The sequence below is a fragment of the Lactobacillus jensenii DSM 20557 genome (assembly GCF_001436455.1).
GTDB classification, from domain to species: Bacteria; Bacillota; Bacilli; order Lactobacillales; family Lactobacillaceae; genus Lactobacillus; species Lactobacillus jensenii.
In genome coordinates, this window is sequence record NZ_AYYU01000014.1 from 21,168 (window position 1) to 36,728 (window position 15,561).

The window sequence follows — 15,561 nt, forward strand, 5'->3', positions numbered from 1 at the left end:
CTTTACATTAAAAGGTAACTCCACTTTCCAAAATAATATTAGAGTAAGGCGTAGTTTCGCCAGTCCTTATAAATGCATGGGTATTACCAAGCATTTTCTTTAAATCTTTATGCGGAACAAATTCAATCTCCACATCAGGTAAAACGGACCTTATATTTTCTAATTGCTTAGGATTTTGTTCTTTTATTTCTTCAGCTAAATAAATTTTCTGAACTTTTAATTCAATTAAAACGTTCTTTAAAACATCTATAAATGAAGGTAATTCGCTTTGAACACATAAATCAATCTTTTCTGTATCTTTTGGAACTGGCATCCCTGCATCACCAATTGATAACCAATCCATGTGTCCCATGTTAGCAATTACACGAGAAATATCTGAATTCATAACTCCAATTTTTTTCATTATTTTTCTCCTCCATAAAATTTATTAATCTGACTGAAAGTAGGAATAGATGGTTGAGCTCCATTTCTTTGAACTGTAAGTGAAGATGCCTTCTCACCATAATCGATAGCTACTTCTAAATTACTTAAGTCCTTTTTCAAAACTGCAGAAAGAGCACCTAAAAAAGTATCTCCAGCTGCTGTTGTATCAACTGCTTTAACTTTATATGCTGGGACAATTTTTGCTTGCTTATCATATGAGTAATAAACTCCCTTATCGCCCAGAGTAATCAAAGTTGCTTTAACACCTTTATCTCTAAAATAATTGGCTGATTTATTCATAGAACTTAAGGAGTCAGCCTTTATCCCAGTGATAGCAAAACTTTCTGTCTCATTAGGGGCTATAATATCTGTTTCTCCTAGGAGTTCATCTGGAATATGACTAGCCGGAGCTGGATTTAATACGGTAACCACACCATGTTTATGTGCAATTTGGAATGCTAAAGTTGTCTCCTTAATTGGTGTTTCAAATTGGGCAACAATAAAATCCATACTTGCAATTAAAGATTCTGCATTCTTTATTTGAGTTAAATTTATTTCTTTATTAGCTCCTGGATAAACTAAAATACTATTCTGCCCATTTTCATCTAACATAATAGTTGCTGTACCAGTACCGGCTTTATCTGACTTAGTTATATTAGTCAAATCTATATTGTCTTCCTTCAAAGATCGAAGCATAGTTTGACCAGAATTATCATCACCAATTGCTCCAATAAAATGTACTTTAGCCCCGGATCTTGCTGATGCAACTGCTTGATTAGCACCTTTTCCTCCTGGAGCTGAACTTTTATCAGAAACTGGAACTGTTTCACCTGGAAGAGGTATTCTTTCAACATGAAGTGTAGTATCTAAATTAATACTTCCTAAAACACAAACTTTATTTTTCATTTTTCCATCTCCGACTCAGCTATTAACTTTTTACAATTTAAGTTTATCTTTATATGTAATCGCTTACAATAATTACTAAAAAAGTAATTGCTATTTAAGTAAAAGTTTAGTTGCTGCTTTAAAAGGCACAAAAAATAGGGAGCTTTGTAGGCTCCCTCTCAGTTTATAGTTGGTTAATATCTTTTTTGTTTTACTTAAATTAAGTGCTTTCTCGTTCAATAATTTCAGTAGTGATAAAAGTCTTTTGTCCCCTAAAGTCTTTACTTGCAACTTGTGCTTGTAAATCTCTTACAGCTTGTTCAACTATTTGGATAGTTGGAATATGTACTGTAGTTAATTCAGGACTACATAATGCTGCTGTAGATACATCATCAAATCCCATTATACCAATATCACGTGGAACTCTAAAATTTCTATGTGTTAATTCCTTTATTAATCTAATGGCAATAATATCATTCTCACAGAAAAAGGCTTCAGGTAAATCATTGTAATCTATACAATTTAGTGAGTTCTCAGAAAATAAATTTGCAAAATCAACTACATAAAAATCGTTCTTAGCCAATTTTATGTTTTGTGTAGCAAGACTGTCTCTTATTCCTTCTCTTCTTGATAAAAAGTTCTGAGTTGCTTTATTCGATGCAAGATATCCTATCCTTCTATAATTGTGGCTTAATAAAAACATTCCTGCTGCATACGCCCCTTGATAATTATCTGGAGTTACGAAATCTGCTCTTAGCTTTCTAAATGATGTATCAACGAAAACAACATTTTTAATTTTACTTTCTATAAAATCAATATCATTTTCATCCAAATCAGTCGCCAAAACAATCGCATTTACAACCGTTGTTCTACTAATTATTCTATTAATTTCTTCATGTAAAGATTCTATTTGAACTGTGTTAATTTGCAAAGTGCCACCGAATTTATCAATATGCTCCGCAGTACATTGAACTAATGTATCAAAAAAAGGGTTCTTTTGGTAAATCTCATTAACTACCCCATGTTGATCACTTATAATTATTAAATTTACATTTGCAATTACTCTAGTACTTTCTCTTTTTTGTCGTAATGGTACATAGTCACTTTCTTTGATAATTTTAAAAATTTTCTTTCTTGTCTTTTCACTTACTCCGGGTTTACCATTTAAAACTAGTGAAACAGCAGCAATTGAAACACCTGCTTTCTTGGCAATATCACTCATTTTAGCTTTCATTTTCTTACTCCCATATTACTAAAATTAACTAAATTTAAGTTCCCAACTTATCAAACTTCTTTGTGGATGCCAGTTTACTGTACTTATCATATTTTGTAGTTGTGAAATTGCCTGATTTAACATTTGATCTAATAAAAATTGATTTTTATCTATATTTAAAAACCAATATTTAGAATCCAATAAGTTAGTAAACCCAACAACAATTACATCATTAGGAATACTAAATTTCAAAATTTGTAATTCTTTTGTTAACCTCAAGGCTTGGCAATTTGATTCGCATAAAAAGGCATCCAAATTTTTCATTTTTCTTATTTTGGCGATTTCTTGACTATCAATTGCATCATCACTTAATGAACCAACTATAAAATCAAAATTCGTAAATGATAAATTAAAATCTGAAATTGCCGAATTGAAACCATATCGTCTTTCTGCAAAATTTCCATTTAGCGTTCTAGCACCTAAATATCCAACTTTTCTGCATCCCTTTTTATAAAAGTATTCAACTATTGAATAAGCTTCTTGAAAATTGTCTATTGCTACAAAGTTAGCAGTAACATTTGCTAAGTTGACATCTAGAAAAACACAATATTTAAACTTCGTTTGAAGAGCTTTAACTAATTTACTTGAGAAATTTGTAGCTAAAAATATTGAAGGTATATCACAAATGATTTCAGTTTGGCTAATTAATTTATTTTTAGGTAACAGTTTAAAGGAAATATTTATTCCTAGCTGTTTTCCCTTTTTCTCCACTGCATTCCGTAAAAAGAAGAAATTATTTTGTTGAATATCTTCAACAGTCATAAAAAAATCAACTGTCCTAAGCTTTTTCTCGAAACTTAAATTTGTGCTCGACTTTTTATAGCCTAATTCATCTGCTATTTTCAAAATCTTTTTTCTTGTATTATCACTAATACCGGAATTTTGATTAATCGCAATTGATACTGCACTTTTCGATACATTTGCAATCTTTGCAATATCCTGCATAGTAAATTTTTTGCTCATATCATTTCTCTCTTTAATCTAATTAATTTTATGGTACCACTATTTGGAAGCGCATACAAAAATACATCACATAAAATTATGCGATGTATTTAACTACCTACTTATTCAACTTGGCAATTGTTTTAGCTGCGATTCGACCTGAATTCCAGGCAAAGCCATTACTTAACCCTTCAATTGTTGGATATGCTGAATCGAACATCCCCGCCGCATTGTTGCCAACAACATATACTCCAGGAATAACTTTTCTCCCTGCAGTTAAAGCTTGGAATTTCTCATTAACTAATCCACCACCTACGGTTCCTAGAGTAGTTGAAATAGCCTTCAATGCATAAAATGGCCCATTACAAATTGGAAACTTCATGAATTTCTGATCTTTATAAAAGTCATCATCAACATGCTTGCTAATCAACTTATTATACTGATTAGTTGTTTCTACAAAATTATTTTCATCAATGTTAAGTAACTTAGCTAAGTCAGTTAAACTATCAGCCTTGAAAACTGCCTTACTTGTCAACGCAGTATCAAGTTCTTGCTTTAAAGTCTTCATCGGACCAACCTTATGAGTCATTGGAAGATGTTGCAGTAAGGTAAAGGTTCTCTCAAATGAGCCTGTCCAATCTAACTCATTTTTTGAAATGTAATCTACGAAATCTTGATCAATAATTATGTAGTAATATCCACCAGCTGTATAAGTTACATTTCCCCAAAGTGCAAAATCATAGACAACATCTTCATTAGTAAATCTTTTACCTGAATTATCTACCCAAAGCAATGGAAGCGTAGATAATGTTGCTAAAGAAGCATTTTCCCACGGATTTTTGTCATTAGTAACAATCGACGCGGCATGGTTTTCAAGTAGTGGCTTGTAATTATTCACACCACCAATTTCTCCAAGCATTCGTAACCCATCACCAGTTGCCTTACGTTCTCCCATGCTATACAAGTTATTTAAATCGATGTTGACATTCTTTTTTACTAAATCTTTGTCACCGATGAACCCACCATCTGCTAAAATAACGTTTTTGGTATTCATGCATTCATCAGTTCCATCATGCGTAATTTCAATTTCCGATAAACGCCCATTATCTTGTAGTAGCTTTTTAGCAGAAGTCTTTAAAAATAAGCTACCGCTTAAGTTCTCGAACTTATTAATCATCTTTTTAAAGCCATTAAACTTATCGATATATTGATGATATGTACGAGGATGATTTTGGTGAACTTCTTGAGTATTAGTTACTAATTCTGTTGCTAGGCCATTTTTACTCATCCATGCCAAAGTTTCTGCACTCTCTTTTATTATTGCTTTAACGATCCTAGCATCACTGCGATGGTGAGTATAATTCAGAATTTCTTCATAGGCATCTTTAACAGAATAATTAACTCCAGCTTCTTTTTGAAGTTTAGTATTTGCACCAAATAATCCTTGAGCGCCAAACATCCCAGCGCCACCAAATTTATCCCCTTTTTCGAGTAAGGCAACTTTTAATCCGGCTTCTGCTGCAGTTAATGCTGCACTAATACCTGAAGAACCTGCTCCAACAACAACTAAGTCATAATTTTCCATAATTAATCCTCCCAACTAAAAGCTTGTTAATCTTTTAACTTAATTATATTATCAAAAAAACTTTCTGCTTTATCGATTGCGTTAAAGGTATTTTAAGACTAGACTTAAAGCAGAAATTGAGGAGAAATTATGTATAAAGAATTAGAGACTTATCTTTCAGTTGTACAAAATGGCAGTTTTTCCAAGGCAGCAAAGGAACTTTACATATCACCTTCTGCTGTTTTTCAACAAATTAACAACTTAGAAAATCATCTTGGAGTTAAACTACTAATCAGAACTTCACATGGAGTAAAAGTAACAGAAGCTGGAAAGATATTAGTAAAAAGAGCCCAAGAAATGCTAGCTTTGTGCAGACAAACACAAAGCGAACTAAAGTATTTTAAGAAACAAATTACCTTGGGATCTGGCTTTTTAACTCAAAATCTAGAATTTCAAAAACTAATAAAAAAATCTCAAATCGACGTTTCAATATCTTTTGCTGAAATCAAAGACTATAATTCAATTTCAGATGTGGTTGACTTATTGGAGACAATTTATACCCCAGATTTGGCTAAGCAAGGTTTTTCTTTTCAAAAATTCCTTTAGCTGTCGCCATCCCACCTAATTGTAAACTAAAGAATAAAAAGCTTATCTCTGCACAAGATTTATCTAATTATACAATTGCCGTATTGAAGCATGGCCTCTCCTCTTCTACAGATTGCGCTGTCAGATACTTACAAACAAATAAGCAAGTAAAGATAATCGAACTCTCACAATATAATCATTCATTTGTGGATTTTTGTCAGTTAAACAATGCCTTGATGCTACTACCTGCGTGTTGGAGCAAATCCTGTGAACCTTTTATAGTGAAAAAATTAGATAGAAATTTCGAATTGGATTATGGCTATTTTTACCGGAAAAATAAGATAAAAATATTAGATGAACTTATGATGTCATAACTTTTATAAATTGAATTCTAAAGTACTTATCAATCACAAAATTACTGCACAGCTGGATTAAAAAAGCCAATACATCCCGTTCTAACAAACGAAACATATCAGCTATTTAAATATTTTTACCACATACCAATCAATTTCATCCAAAGCAAACCAATCACACCATAAACTAAGATGTAAAGAAGGCCGAAGATAAAGCTTAGGTTCCACCATTCTTTTTGGTTTACATAACCCGAAGCAGATAAAACTGATGAAGCTGGGCTTGAATAGTGGGTAGTTGACCCCATGATTGCTGAAAACATTGCCAAGAACTGAGCTGCTAAAACTTTTGGAGCTCCAGCAGAGACAGCCACGATTAACAATGGCAAGTACATAGCTGTGTTATGAGCAGTTGCACTTGCAAATAAGTAGTGCGTGTAGAATAAGATCAAGGCTAAAATCACCAAGACTAAGAGCCAATTCATCCCTTTTACACTTATTTCAATTTCTTTAGAAAGCCAGGCAATAAAGCCAAATTGGGTCAACTTTCCAGCCATAAAGACTAAGATTGATAACCAAATTAAGAGGTTCCAAGCACCTGTTTCTTTAAGAACATCCTTTGGAGTTAAAATTCCAAATAAAAGTAACAAAGTTAATGAAATAAAGGCAACAGTAGTTGCATCAAGCTTAATTGAACTTGAGAGCATCCATAATACTAAAGTCGCTGCAAAAATAATGGCCATAACTTTTTCTGGGGCGGTCATCTTCCCCATCTCTTGCAAATGCTCATTGGCCCATTCTTTAGCGTTAGGTGTTTCCTTAATCTGAGGTGGAAAAAGCTTATAAACCAAATATGGAACAATGACCAAACAGATAACTGCAGGAACAACGCTCGCAGCAAGCCAGCCCATCCAATTTAAGTTAATTCCGGCCTTACCTGCTAGCGAAACAGCAATTAAGTTAGGTGCACAAGCTGTCATAAACATCGATGAAGTAATGATATTTGTTTGAAATTCTGTAAAAACTAAATAAGCCCCCATCTTTTTACGTGAATCATCATTAGGATGAGAATCAAATGTATTAGCTAAAGAATTAATTAACGGATATACAATACCACCGGCACGTGCCCCATTAGATGGTGTAGCAGGTGAAGTAATCAAGTCAATTGCTCCAATCGCATAACCTAAACCCAGTGATTTTTTACCAAACCACTTAATAAAATACAAAGCAATGCGTCTACCAAGGCCAGTTTTAATAATTCCTCGCGAAATCATAAAGGCCATAACAATTAACCAAGCTGATGAATTAGAAAAGGCACTCAAGGCTCCTTTTTGGACTAATTTACCATCTTTCATCACATCAGCAATTGGCGCTAACCCTAAGCAGACAGTCATAGTAAATCCGATTAACGTTACGCCAGCAATTGCCATTGGCTGAGTAATACATGCTGCAATAGTCGCAATAAAAATTGCCAACATATGCCAAGCATCAAGACTAATTCCAGCTGGACGTACTGGTGCAATAAACCAAATTACCAAGCCAATTACAACTGGTAAAATGAACTGCTTCCATTTGACTTTTTCAAATGTTTCCATCATAAATCCTCCGTTATACTTAACAAAGCTATATCTATCATTTTACAGAAAAAATCCATAAATGAAAACGCTCTTAAGGAAAACACTAGCAAAAAATAAAAAGGCCCTATCTAAAATAAGATAAGAACCTTTTGCCACGTAGGGGTATTACAACGAGGACTTGGGAAATACAATAAGGTTAATTTTCAATCTGAGAGTTTCTAAAATATTAACCTTAATATTACTCTATCATTGCTTCAGGCGCCCATTAATAAGATGTATTTATATATATTCCACTTTTGCTTATATTATTCTATCTTTTTTAGCAAAAATAAAAAGCTTTCCTCTAAGAAAGCCCTTTACTAAAAAGTGGATTATTATTAAGAAAAGTTAACTCAATAAAAAAGCGCTATGACTGATGCTATTGAGTCAATATTTTAAACAGAGCATTAGTTAAAGCTAGTCATCAAGTTTTTCTTTGATTTCTTTAGCTTTATCCATTACATCTTCTTTTACATCATTAATTTTTTCTTTAGCCTTACCAAGTAAACCTTCAGCTTTACCTTGAGCTTCTCTGGCTTTATCACCAGTTAATTTACCTTCAACTTCCTTGGCTTTGCCTGCTAATTTATCTGACATATGTCCACCTCCTAAATATATTTATAAGTACTTACATAACTAGTTTACCTTTGAAAATTTGATATATTCTCTTAAAATTCTTCTTTATTTATAAATCATTATTATAAGTGTTTTACTAATGTAGCAATTTGTTGATAGCGTTCTTTATAACTACTTCCTTTAGCAAAGACTAAATTAATTGAATGCTTAACGTTAAATTCTGGAATTGTTTTGATTTCTATCAGCTCATTTCTTTTTAAATCATCACCAATCAATTGTCGATACAAAAATGAAATACCTTCACCTTGTTTTAGCATTTCAATTACAGTGATAGGATTTCCAACTTCAATCACATTTTTAAAATCAGATAACGAAAAATTATGTGCTGCTAAGAGTTTTTCAAAAATATCTCGGGTTCCACATCCTTCTGTCCCAATAAATAAAGGTTGCTTCAAAATATCCGACCATTGGTCAATGGGATAAGTTCTTGGATTAGTTACTAAAGTCATTGGATAATCACTAAGCTTGTAAAAATCAAACTCAGACTTATCAAAATTTCCTTCAATTAATGCAAAATCTAATTCCCCTAATTTTATCTTTTCCAATAGAATTTTTGTATTTGCAATATCTACTTTTGGAGTTTTCTCATCATTAATTGTTTTGGCAAGAAGATTGGGTAATAAAAAACTACTTAATGATAGAGAAGCTCCAATTGACAATCTTTTTTTATCATCTTTTTGTATTTCGGTCAGAACACGTGAACTATCAGAATTAATTCGTTGAACATATCCGACAAGTTCCATGGCCTTAGCTGTTAATTCAATACCTTTTCCTGATCGATAAAATAATCTAAATCCTAAGTCTTTTTCTAAACTATGAATCTGTTGAGAAACAGCGGGTTGGGAAATAAACAATTCCTTAGCTGTTAAAGTAAAAGACTTAGTTCTTACTAAGACAACGAGCGTTTTTAAGCGATAATCAAATAATGATGTTAAAACCATACAGGTTTTCTCCCTTCTTTACATCAATTACTTTAAAAACTCTGCTCTTGAAATATTTATTTTCTTATTGTATCCCCTAATTGCCTATAATTATATCGAATTCTGTACAAGGTACATAACAATATGCTTGTGCATTTTTTCATAAGTAAAAAATTGGCATATATACATTGTTGTTATGAATAACTGTCACTTTTACATTTATGATAACAGTGTAATCAATTTAGTAATATGTTATTCATTTATAGTTTTTATCCCTTCAGATACGAACTTTTCCTACTCAAATGAACCCTAATACACATATCAAGTTACTATATGAATTGATTACAACTCCAACCCGTATCACTCCCACGATACGGCCCAAAAGCAAAGAGGATAGTTCTCCCCCGAGCTATCCTCTCTTTTTTTATTCTTTATTCTTTTTGACAAGTAAAATGGAGCAGATTACGGCAATCAGTCCAGTTACTAACGCAAATATAGTTGTAGTACCAGTTTGTGGTAACTCAGCTTCTTTTTTTGATGAAGTAGATGAACTACTCTTTTCTGACGTGCTTCCTTCACTATGCTTGTTGCTAGTTTCACTTGATGAAGTGCTTGATGATGAAGCAGATGAACTTGAATTATTAGATTGCTTCTTTTTGTCAAGCACAGTTACTTTTGCCGTTTTAGTAACTATATCATTATCATTAATCTCATAACTATATTTGACATGATAGACACCTGCTTTACTTGTATCAACATTATCTTCAACCTTATATTCATCACTCTTCAAAGTATGTTGATTAGTTAAAGCCATGGTACTTGGATTATATGTAGAAACTTCTGCTTTAAGCAAGTTATCTGTATTGGTCCAATTTTCACCAACATTGATAGTTATATCTTTAGTGTCAAAAATTTGTTGAACCTGAACATAGAATGGATTCTCTGTAGGCGTTACGTCGCTACCACTATAATCAATAATCCAATTACTATCACTTGCAGGTGAATATTTATATTGTTCCCAAATTTCACGACCATTTGGCTGGATGTTAACGCTATAGCCATCATTTTTTATTGCGTCAAAAATGCGCCTAATTTTAATTGCATAAATGCCATCAGTGTACAGATCCCGACTAGATGGATAACTTGAACCAAAGTTATAATAAATAAAGTCGTCTGCCGTAATTGCTGGTAATAATTTTTCAATATCAGCCGGCACGGAAGTATAAACTCTTGTTCCATCTGCCATAAAGCTCAAAGTTTTTGCCTGATATTTCTTTAAATCTGCCTGTGCAATAATCTGTTCAAGCCGAGTAATTTCCTTACCAACTCTAGCAATTAAATGACCATCATATGTAGTTTGAATTTCACCATTTTTGTAGTAATAAAATGATTGGCCAACAGAAAATTGTCGCAGTCCAATATTAGAAATGATACTCTTTTCAGCAGTATTATTGGCTAAAGCTGTCAGCTGATCTTGCATGCGATTATAATTTGCAACAGCAAGTGGTATTTTTCCAGAGAAGCTTTGCTTAGGTGCTAAGTACCCATCAATTTTTATACCAATGATTTGATCCCAAGTAAAACCAGGATTTTCCCTTGCTAAGCGATCTAAATTTCGATATTTTCCTTGCTTAATGGCATATTGAATTTTTTCATTTTTGAGGCCAAAACTTAAGCCAGTTTCCGGAACTTGACTTGAATCAAGGACCACATCAACCTTATTAGGATCGGGATTACTTCCTTTGTAGAACTTTGGCAATACTATAGCTTGGATAAAATGCTGTTCTTCATTCGTTGTGTTCTCAACATTAGCTAATGCATAAAATTTCCCCTGAGTTTTATCCAAATCAACTATCGATGAACTAGTTGATTGAAGGCTAGAATCTTGCATAGTCTGAATTGCTGTTCCATGCTTTAGTCCGGCAACTTCTTCAGAATATGCACCTACCCCTGTATTGTTAACTAAGCTTGCTCCTAGACTTTGATTGCTAGCTGTATTTACATTACTTTCTGCTAAAGCTTGCTTAGGCATTGCAGTAACAACCCCTGTAGTTAACATTACACTAGTTAATGCTATCGCAGTATTTCGTCTAAACAAGTTATTTTTCATAATTTGCTATTCTCCCCTATCTATATAAATAATATATACAACTAGAATATCGGAGAAATCGGCAAATTCTTATTGAAATAATTAATGATAAAGAACTTATTAATTATAAAAGCCAGCCTCAAGGGTTGGCTTTCAATTTATTGCTTAATAAAATTATTGATTCTCTCAAATGCTTCTTTAACTCGATTTACATCAGCTGCATAACTAATTCGCAAGTGATTTGGATAACCAAAAGCTTCACCTGGGACAGTAGCTACGCCTTCTTGTTCAAGTAAAGCTAGGGCAAACTCGTTAGCTGTTTTATAACCCGTTAACTTTAAAGCTTCACTAATATCTGGGAAAAGATAAAAAGCCCCTTGCGGCTTTTCTGATAATTTAAAACCAGTCACATTGTCTAGCAATGGTACCAAAATATTTAACCGTTGTTCATATTCACTCCGCATTTCTTCAACGCAAGCTTGGTCACCAGTTAGAGCAGCTAGTGCGGCATATTGACTAACTGCTGATAAGTTACTAGTTGAGTGACTAAGTAGCGAATTAACGGCCTTTATCATCTCACTGCTACCTGCAATATAGCCTACTCTCCAACCAGTCATTGCATAAGTCTTACTTAATCCATCAACTAAAATTACATTTTGTCTAATAGCTTCATCTAAATCTAAAAGTGACGTAAATTTCGTTTGATTATAAACAAGTTTGCCATAAATATCATCCGCAATAATTGTTATTTGACGCTCTGCAGCCCATTTTCCAATTGCTTCAAGTTCTGAACGCGAATAAACCTGTCCAGAAGGATTATTAGGTGAATTAATAATTAACATCTTAGTTTTGTGATGAGTATATTTTTGTAAATCAGCTGGTGTAACTTTTAACCCTTTTTTTGGTTTTACAAAAATCGGCTTAGCCTCTGCAAGCTTAACTTGCTCACCATATGAAACCCAGTAAGGTAAAGGAATCAAGACTTCATCTTCTGGATTAAGTAAAACTTGCGCTAAAACATATAAGGCATACTTAGCACCAGTAGTAACTGCAATATTTTGATTAGAAAAATGTGTTTTATGTTCTGAATTGATTTTATCGACAATTTTTTCTTTAAGTTCTAATAAGCCTCCAGCTGGCGTGTATGAATCAGTTTTGCTTTTCTTAATTGCATCAACGGCAGCTTGACCAATAAAATCTGGAGTATTGAAGTCAGGTTCTCCAATTGAAAGATTGATAACGTCTCTGCCTTGCATTGCTAGTTCCTTAGCACGACTTGACAAAGCCATAGTTGCTGAAGGAGTTACTGCTTGAATTCGTTTTGATAATCTCATTTTCCCACCTCTAATTTAATTGAATTTATTTTTAAGATTATATCATAGCTTTATTTTAGAAAGTAAAATTATTGACTTATAATTTTCTACACTTTACAATTGAATTATCGAAAGTGAAAAAAGAGGCATCACATGTCATGATGCCTCTGGAGCTTAAGCGTCACTTCCGGCTGTTTTATTTATTTTTTATTGTGATAAAAACAACCATCAGCTTTGCAGAGCTAAGACGGTTGTTTTTTTCTACCTTCTTTTGGTCATAATAAATGTACCAATTCAAGGCAAACTGGCATGCTGCAACCAGCAACGTTAGCCATTCTAACAAAAAAACATTTTCTCCTTTCAATAGATTTCGTTAATGCAGCGATTGTCTGAATCATCTACATCACCTACTTTCTACTACCTGTCCAAATAAAGCAGCCAGAAGGAGTCGCCTTAACTAAGCTCCATTACATGATTTTACAGGATATGGCTTTCCCGAACAAGCGTTTTAGATAAAAATTATTGACTTATAATTTTCTACACCTTACAATTGAATTATCGAAAGTGAAAAAAGAGGCATCACATGCCATGATGCCTCTGGAGCTTAAGCGTCACTTCCGGCTGTTTTATTTTTTAATTATAACCAAAACAACCATCAGCTTGCCAGAGCTAAGACGGTTGTTTTTTTCTGCCTTCTTTTGGTCATAATAAATGTACCAATTCAAGGCAAACTGACACGCTGCAATTAGCAGCGTTAGCCATTCTAACAAAACAGCATTTTCTCCTTTCAATAGATTTCGTTAATGCAACAATTGCTTGAATCATCTACATCATCTACTTTCTACTACCTGTCCAAATAAAGCAGCCAGAAGGAGACGCCTTAACTAAGCTCCATTACATGATTTTACAGGATATGGCTTTCCCGAACAAGCGTTTTTTAATAAAAACGACACTTAGCAAATATGCCAAGTGTCGTTTAGTTATCTTTTAAAAAACTAACAGTGATTTAATCGCCTTTCTTTGATCCATAACTTCATAAGCTTTTTGAATATTATCAAGTTTAAATTGGGCTGTAAAGACACGACCTGGATTAATTTCGTGTTTCAATACTGCATCAAGTAAATACTTTCTATCCCAAGTAGTCACTGATGGGGTCCACCTTGGACTCCCAAGTTACCAAAGAATAACTGATTGGAATTCAATTTTTCATCATGTGGTACACCAACGCGGCCAATCATTGCGCCGGCGCGAGCAACCTTAACAGCAGTATCCATAGACAATTCACTACCAACACATTCTAAAACTGCGTCAGCACCTGCTCCATTTGTTAAAGCGCGGATTTGCTTAACGCCTTCATCGCCTCGAACGGCAACATTATCAGTTGCTCCAAATTCACGAGCTAAAGCTTCTCTGTCTGCGTGGCGACTTGTTGCAATAATCTTCTTAGCTCCTAAAAACTTCGCACTTAATATGGCACATAAGCCGACAGCTCCATCACCTAAAACTACAACTGTATCACCCTTTTTAACTCTGGCCATCTTAGCTGCATGAAAGCCAGTTGGCATTACATCAGCTAAAGTTTGAAAACTAGCAAGCTCTTCATCAGTATAATCTTCTGGCTTACCTGGAATCTTCACTAGTCCCCAATTAGCATTATTATATTCAAAATATTCAGCTTGAAAATGATTATTAAATGGAGCCGGGTTATTTTGGCATTCACCTTCAAAACCTGCAAGGCAAGCCGGGCAATGACCACAGCCATGAACAAATGGTGCAATTACAAAATCTCCAGGCTTAACATCTTTTACTGCTGGACCCACTTTCTCCACAATTCCAATTGCTTCATGGCCAGTAACTTTACCCGACTCTTCTTGATCAATTCCTCTAAAAAACCACAAGTCACTTCCGCAAACACTTGCTCTAACTGTTCTAATAATTGCGCTATTCTCAAAATTTAATTCAGGCACCGGCTTTTCGACAACTTCCATTTGGCCTTTTTCTTTAAAAATTGCTGCTTTCATTATAAAACCTCCTATTTGCTATTTTTCTGATTCGTTATTACTATTTTAATACCTAAACCTAACTTTAGGGCAAGCGAGAAATTATTTTTGGAGGTTTTTTAATGTATTCAATTGGACAAGTTGCTAAAATATTTGATTTACCAATCTCTACTTTACGCTACTATGATAAAGAAGGCCTCTTCCCTGATATGCAAAGAAAAGGCAATCAACGTATTTTTACTGAGCGCGAACTTGAATGTTTACGGGTAATTGCCTGTTTAAAAAAATCAGGCCTTGAAATCAAAGATATTAAGCAATACTTCGTTTGGTGTCGTGAAGGACAAGCAACTTATAAATTCCGACAAGAAATGTTCAATAAGCAACGCCAAGAAATTGAATATGAAATTAAACAGCTTCAAGCAACTAAAGCTATGCTAGATTTCAAATGCTGGTATTACGAGCAACTTCTTAACCAAAATGTCAAAGACGAAGTTGACTTGCAAAGAAAGATTGATCAAAGAAAGATGCCAACCTCAGTTAAAAAAGCTTATGAGTTAAGTCATTAAATAGAAAAAAAGCAGCTCAATATAGGAGCTGCTTTTCTTTTATTTATCTAGCCGCCTTCAGTTCTGAATATAACCCTAGTTCAGCTAACGGTCAAACCGTTATTTCCTCACGCAACAATATACAATTATTTATTCAAATAATCAACTAGCTTACTTTAATCTATTTCAAATTTTGACGAATTATATCCATGATTTCTGTATCGCTTAGGCTAAAATTTGGGCCAACAGATTTCTTTATTTGCTTAAACAATGTAGATTCATTGATATGTGGTCGCATTTCTTTGATTGTTGCTGTTAAGACTTTTACCGTATTCTTGTCGCCTTCTTCTCGCCCTCGTCTTTCCGCTACTGCGGTTTCTTCTTTCATGCGTAATTCTGCTGTTCTCATAAGGTTTCTCC

The 15,561-nt window shown here is 33.7% G+C and carries 12 protein-coding genes and 2 pseudogenes; 2 read left to right on the top strand and 12 right to left on the bottom strand.

Annotated features, from left to right (window positions below; translation table 11 throughout):
• Positions 1 to 7: 7 nt before the first annotated feature.
• The 5 genes from rbsD to FC45_RS04935 all read right to left on the bottom strand — a co-directional run bounded on the left by rbsD (position 8) and on the right by FC45_RS04935 (position 5,108).
• Positions 8 to 403 (bottom strand): D-ribose pyranase, encoded by a 396-nt coding sequence (rbsD, locus tag FC45_RS04915; protein WP_006584637.1) that lies wholly within the window; start codon positions 401 to 403, stop codon positions 8 to 10.
• Positions 403 to 1,329 carry a ribokinase gene (rbsK, locus tag FC45_RS04920; protein ID WP_006584636.1) on the bottom strand — a complete coding sequence of 309 codons (927 nt, stop codon included), beginning with the start codon at positions 1,327 to 1,329 and terminating at the stop codon, positions 403 to 405. Before rbsK ends, rbsD begins: the two co-directional genes overlap by 1 nt.
• 199 nt (positions 1,330 to 1,528) lie before the next feature.
• Positions 1,529 to 2,542 carry a LacI family DNA-binding transcriptional regulator gene (locus FC45_RS04925; protein ID WP_006584635.1) on the bottom strand — a complete coding sequence of 338 codons (1,014 nt, stop codon included), beginning with the start codon at positions 2,540 to 2,542 and terminating at the stop codon, positions 1,529 to 1,531.
• A 24-nt stretch (positions 2,543 to 2,566) separates the two neighbouring features.
• The gene (locus FC45_RS04930) at positions 2,567 to 3,544 is read right to left on the bottom strand and encodes a LacI family DNA-binding transcriptional regulator (RefSeq protein WP_006584634.1); all 978 of its coding nucleotides are present in this window, start codon (positions 3,542 to 3,544) and stop codon (positions 2,567 to 2,569) included.
• 97 nt (positions 3,545 to 3,641) lie between these two features.
• Positions 3,642 to 5,108, bottom strand: coding sequence for an FAD-dependent oxidoreductase (locus FC45_RS04935; RefSeq protein ID WP_006588366.1), 1,467 nt, complete (start codon positions 5,106 to 5,108; stop codon positions 3,642 to 3,644).
• Positions 5,109 to 5,237: 129 nt separating this feature from the next.
• On the opposite strand from FC45_RS04935, the gene FC45_RS04940 reads away from it, so the two are divergent.
• Positions 5,238 to 5,693 carry a LysR family transcriptional regulator gene (locus FC45_RS04940; protein ID WP_006588367.1) on the top strand — a complete coding sequence of 152 codons (456 nt, stop codon included), beginning with the start codon at positions 5,238 to 5,240 and terminating at the stop codon, positions 5,691 to 5,693.
• Positions 5,694 to 6,162: 469 nt separating this feature from the next.
• Here the strand turns inward: FC45_RS04940 and FC45_RS04945 are convergent, their stop codons facing one another.
• From FC45_RS04945 to FC45_RS04970, 6 genes and pseudogenes are all read right to left on the bottom strand, one after another.
• A complete protein-coding gene (locus FC45_RS04945) occupies positions 6,163 to 7,617 on the bottom strand; it encodes a DASS family sodium-coupled anion symporter (RefSeq protein WP_006584632.1) in 1,455 nt (484 codons plus the stop codon).
• 438 nt (positions 7,618 to 8,055) lie between these two features.
• Positions 8,056 to 8,235 carry a CsbD family protein gene (locus tag FC45_RS04950; protein ID WP_006584631.1) on the bottom strand — a complete coding sequence of 60 codons (180 nt, stop codon included), beginning with the start codon at positions 8,233 to 8,235 and terminating at the stop codon, positions 8,056 to 8,058.
• 101 nt (positions 8,236 to 8,336) lie between these two features.
• The gene (locus FC45_RS04955) at positions 8,337 to 9,215 is read right to left on the bottom strand and encodes a LysR family transcriptional regulator (RefSeq protein ID WP_057706427.1); all 879 of its coding nucleotides are present in this window, start codon (positions 9,213 to 9,215) and stop codon (positions 8,337 to 8,339) included.
• Between the two features lie 403 nt (positions 9,216 to 9,618).
• Positions 9,619 to 11,304, bottom strand: coding sequence for a bacterial Ig-like domain-containing protein (locus tag FC45_RS04960; RefSeq protein ID WP_057706429.1), 1,686 nt, complete (start codon positions 11,302 to 11,304; stop codon positions 9,619 to 9,621).
• Between the two features lie 137 nt (positions 11,305 to 11,441).
• Entirely contained in the window at positions 11,442 to 12,617 is a 1,176-nt protein-coding gene (locus FC45_RS04965; RefSeq protein WP_006588370.1) for a pyridoxal phosphate-dependent aminotransferase, read from the bottom strand.
• A 966-nt stretch (positions 12,618 to 13,583) separates the two neighbouring features.
• Positions 13,584 to 14,617: pseudogene (locus FC45_RS04970) on the bottom strand (zinc-binding dehydrogenase).
• A gap of 101 nt (positions 14,618 to 14,718) precedes the next feature.
• Between FC45_RS04970 and FC45_RS04975 the strand changes: the two are divergent.
• The gene (locus FC45_RS04975) at positions 14,719 to 15,162 is read left to right on the top strand and encodes a MerR family transcriptional regulator (protein ID WP_006584626.1); all 444 of its coding nucleotides are present in this window, start codon (positions 14,719 to 14,721) and stop codon (positions 15,160 to 15,162) included.
• Between the two features lie 160 nt (positions 15,163 to 15,322).
• Here FC45_RS04975 and FC45_RS04980 read toward each other — a convergent pair.
• A pseudogene (locus FC45_RS04980) lies at positions 15,323 to 15,561 on the bottom strand (Rpn family recombination-promoting nuclease/putative transposase); the annotation flags it as partial.

What these genes read in the sequence shown, in the direction of transcription:
- rbsD (WP_006584637.1), bottom strand. Translation starts at nt 403, where the DNA reads ATGAAAAAAATTGGAGTTATGAATTCAGATATTTCTCGTGTAATTGCT.
- FC45_RS04950 (WP_006584631.1), bottom strand. Translation starts at nt 8,235, where the DNA reads ATGTCAGATAAATTAGCAGGCAAAGCCAAGGAAGTTGAAGGTAAATTA.
- FC45_RS04925 (WP_006584635.1), bottom strand. Translation starts at nt 2,542, where the DNA reads ATGAAAGCTAAAATGAGTGATATTGCCAAGAAAGCAGGTGTTTCAATT.
- FC45_RS04960 (WP_057706429.1), bottom strand. Translation starts at nt 11,304, where the DNA reads ATGAAAAATAACTTGTTTAGACGAAATACTGCGATAGCATTAACTAGT.
- FC45_RS04965 (WP_006588370.1), bottom strand. Translation starts at nt 12,617, where the DNA reads ATGAGATTATCAAAACGAATTCAAGCAGTAACTCCTTCAGCAACTATG.
- FC45_RS04945 (WP_006584632.1), bottom strand. Translation starts at nt 7,617, where the DNA reads ATGGAAACATTTGAAAAAGTCAAATGGAAGCAGTTCATTTTACCAGTT.
- FC45_RS04955 (WP_057706427.1), bottom strand. Translation starts at nt 9,215, where the DNA reads ATGGTTTTAACATCATTATTTGATTATCGCTTAAAAACGCTCGTTGTC.
- FC45_RS04940 (WP_006588367.1), top strand. Translation starts at nt 5,238, where the DNA reads ATGTATAAAGAATTAGAGACTTATCTTTCAGTTGTACAAAATGGCAGT.
- FC45_RS04930 (WP_006584634.1), bottom strand. Translation starts at nt 3,544, where the DNA reads ATGAGCAAAAAATTTACTATGCAGGATATTGCAAAGATTGCAAATGTA.
- rbsK (WP_006584636.1), bottom strand. Translation starts at nt 1,329, where the DNA reads ATGAAAAATAAAGTTTGTGTTTTAGGAAGTATTAATTTAGATACTACA.
- FC45_RS04975 (WP_006584626.1), top strand. Translation starts at nt 14,719, where the DNA reads ATGTATTCAATTGGACAAGTTGCTAAAATATTTGATTTACCAATCTCT.
- FC45_RS04935 (WP_006588366.1), bottom strand. Translation starts at nt 5,108, where the DNA reads ATGGAAAATTATGACTTAGTTGTTGTTGGAGCAGGTTCTTCAGGTATT.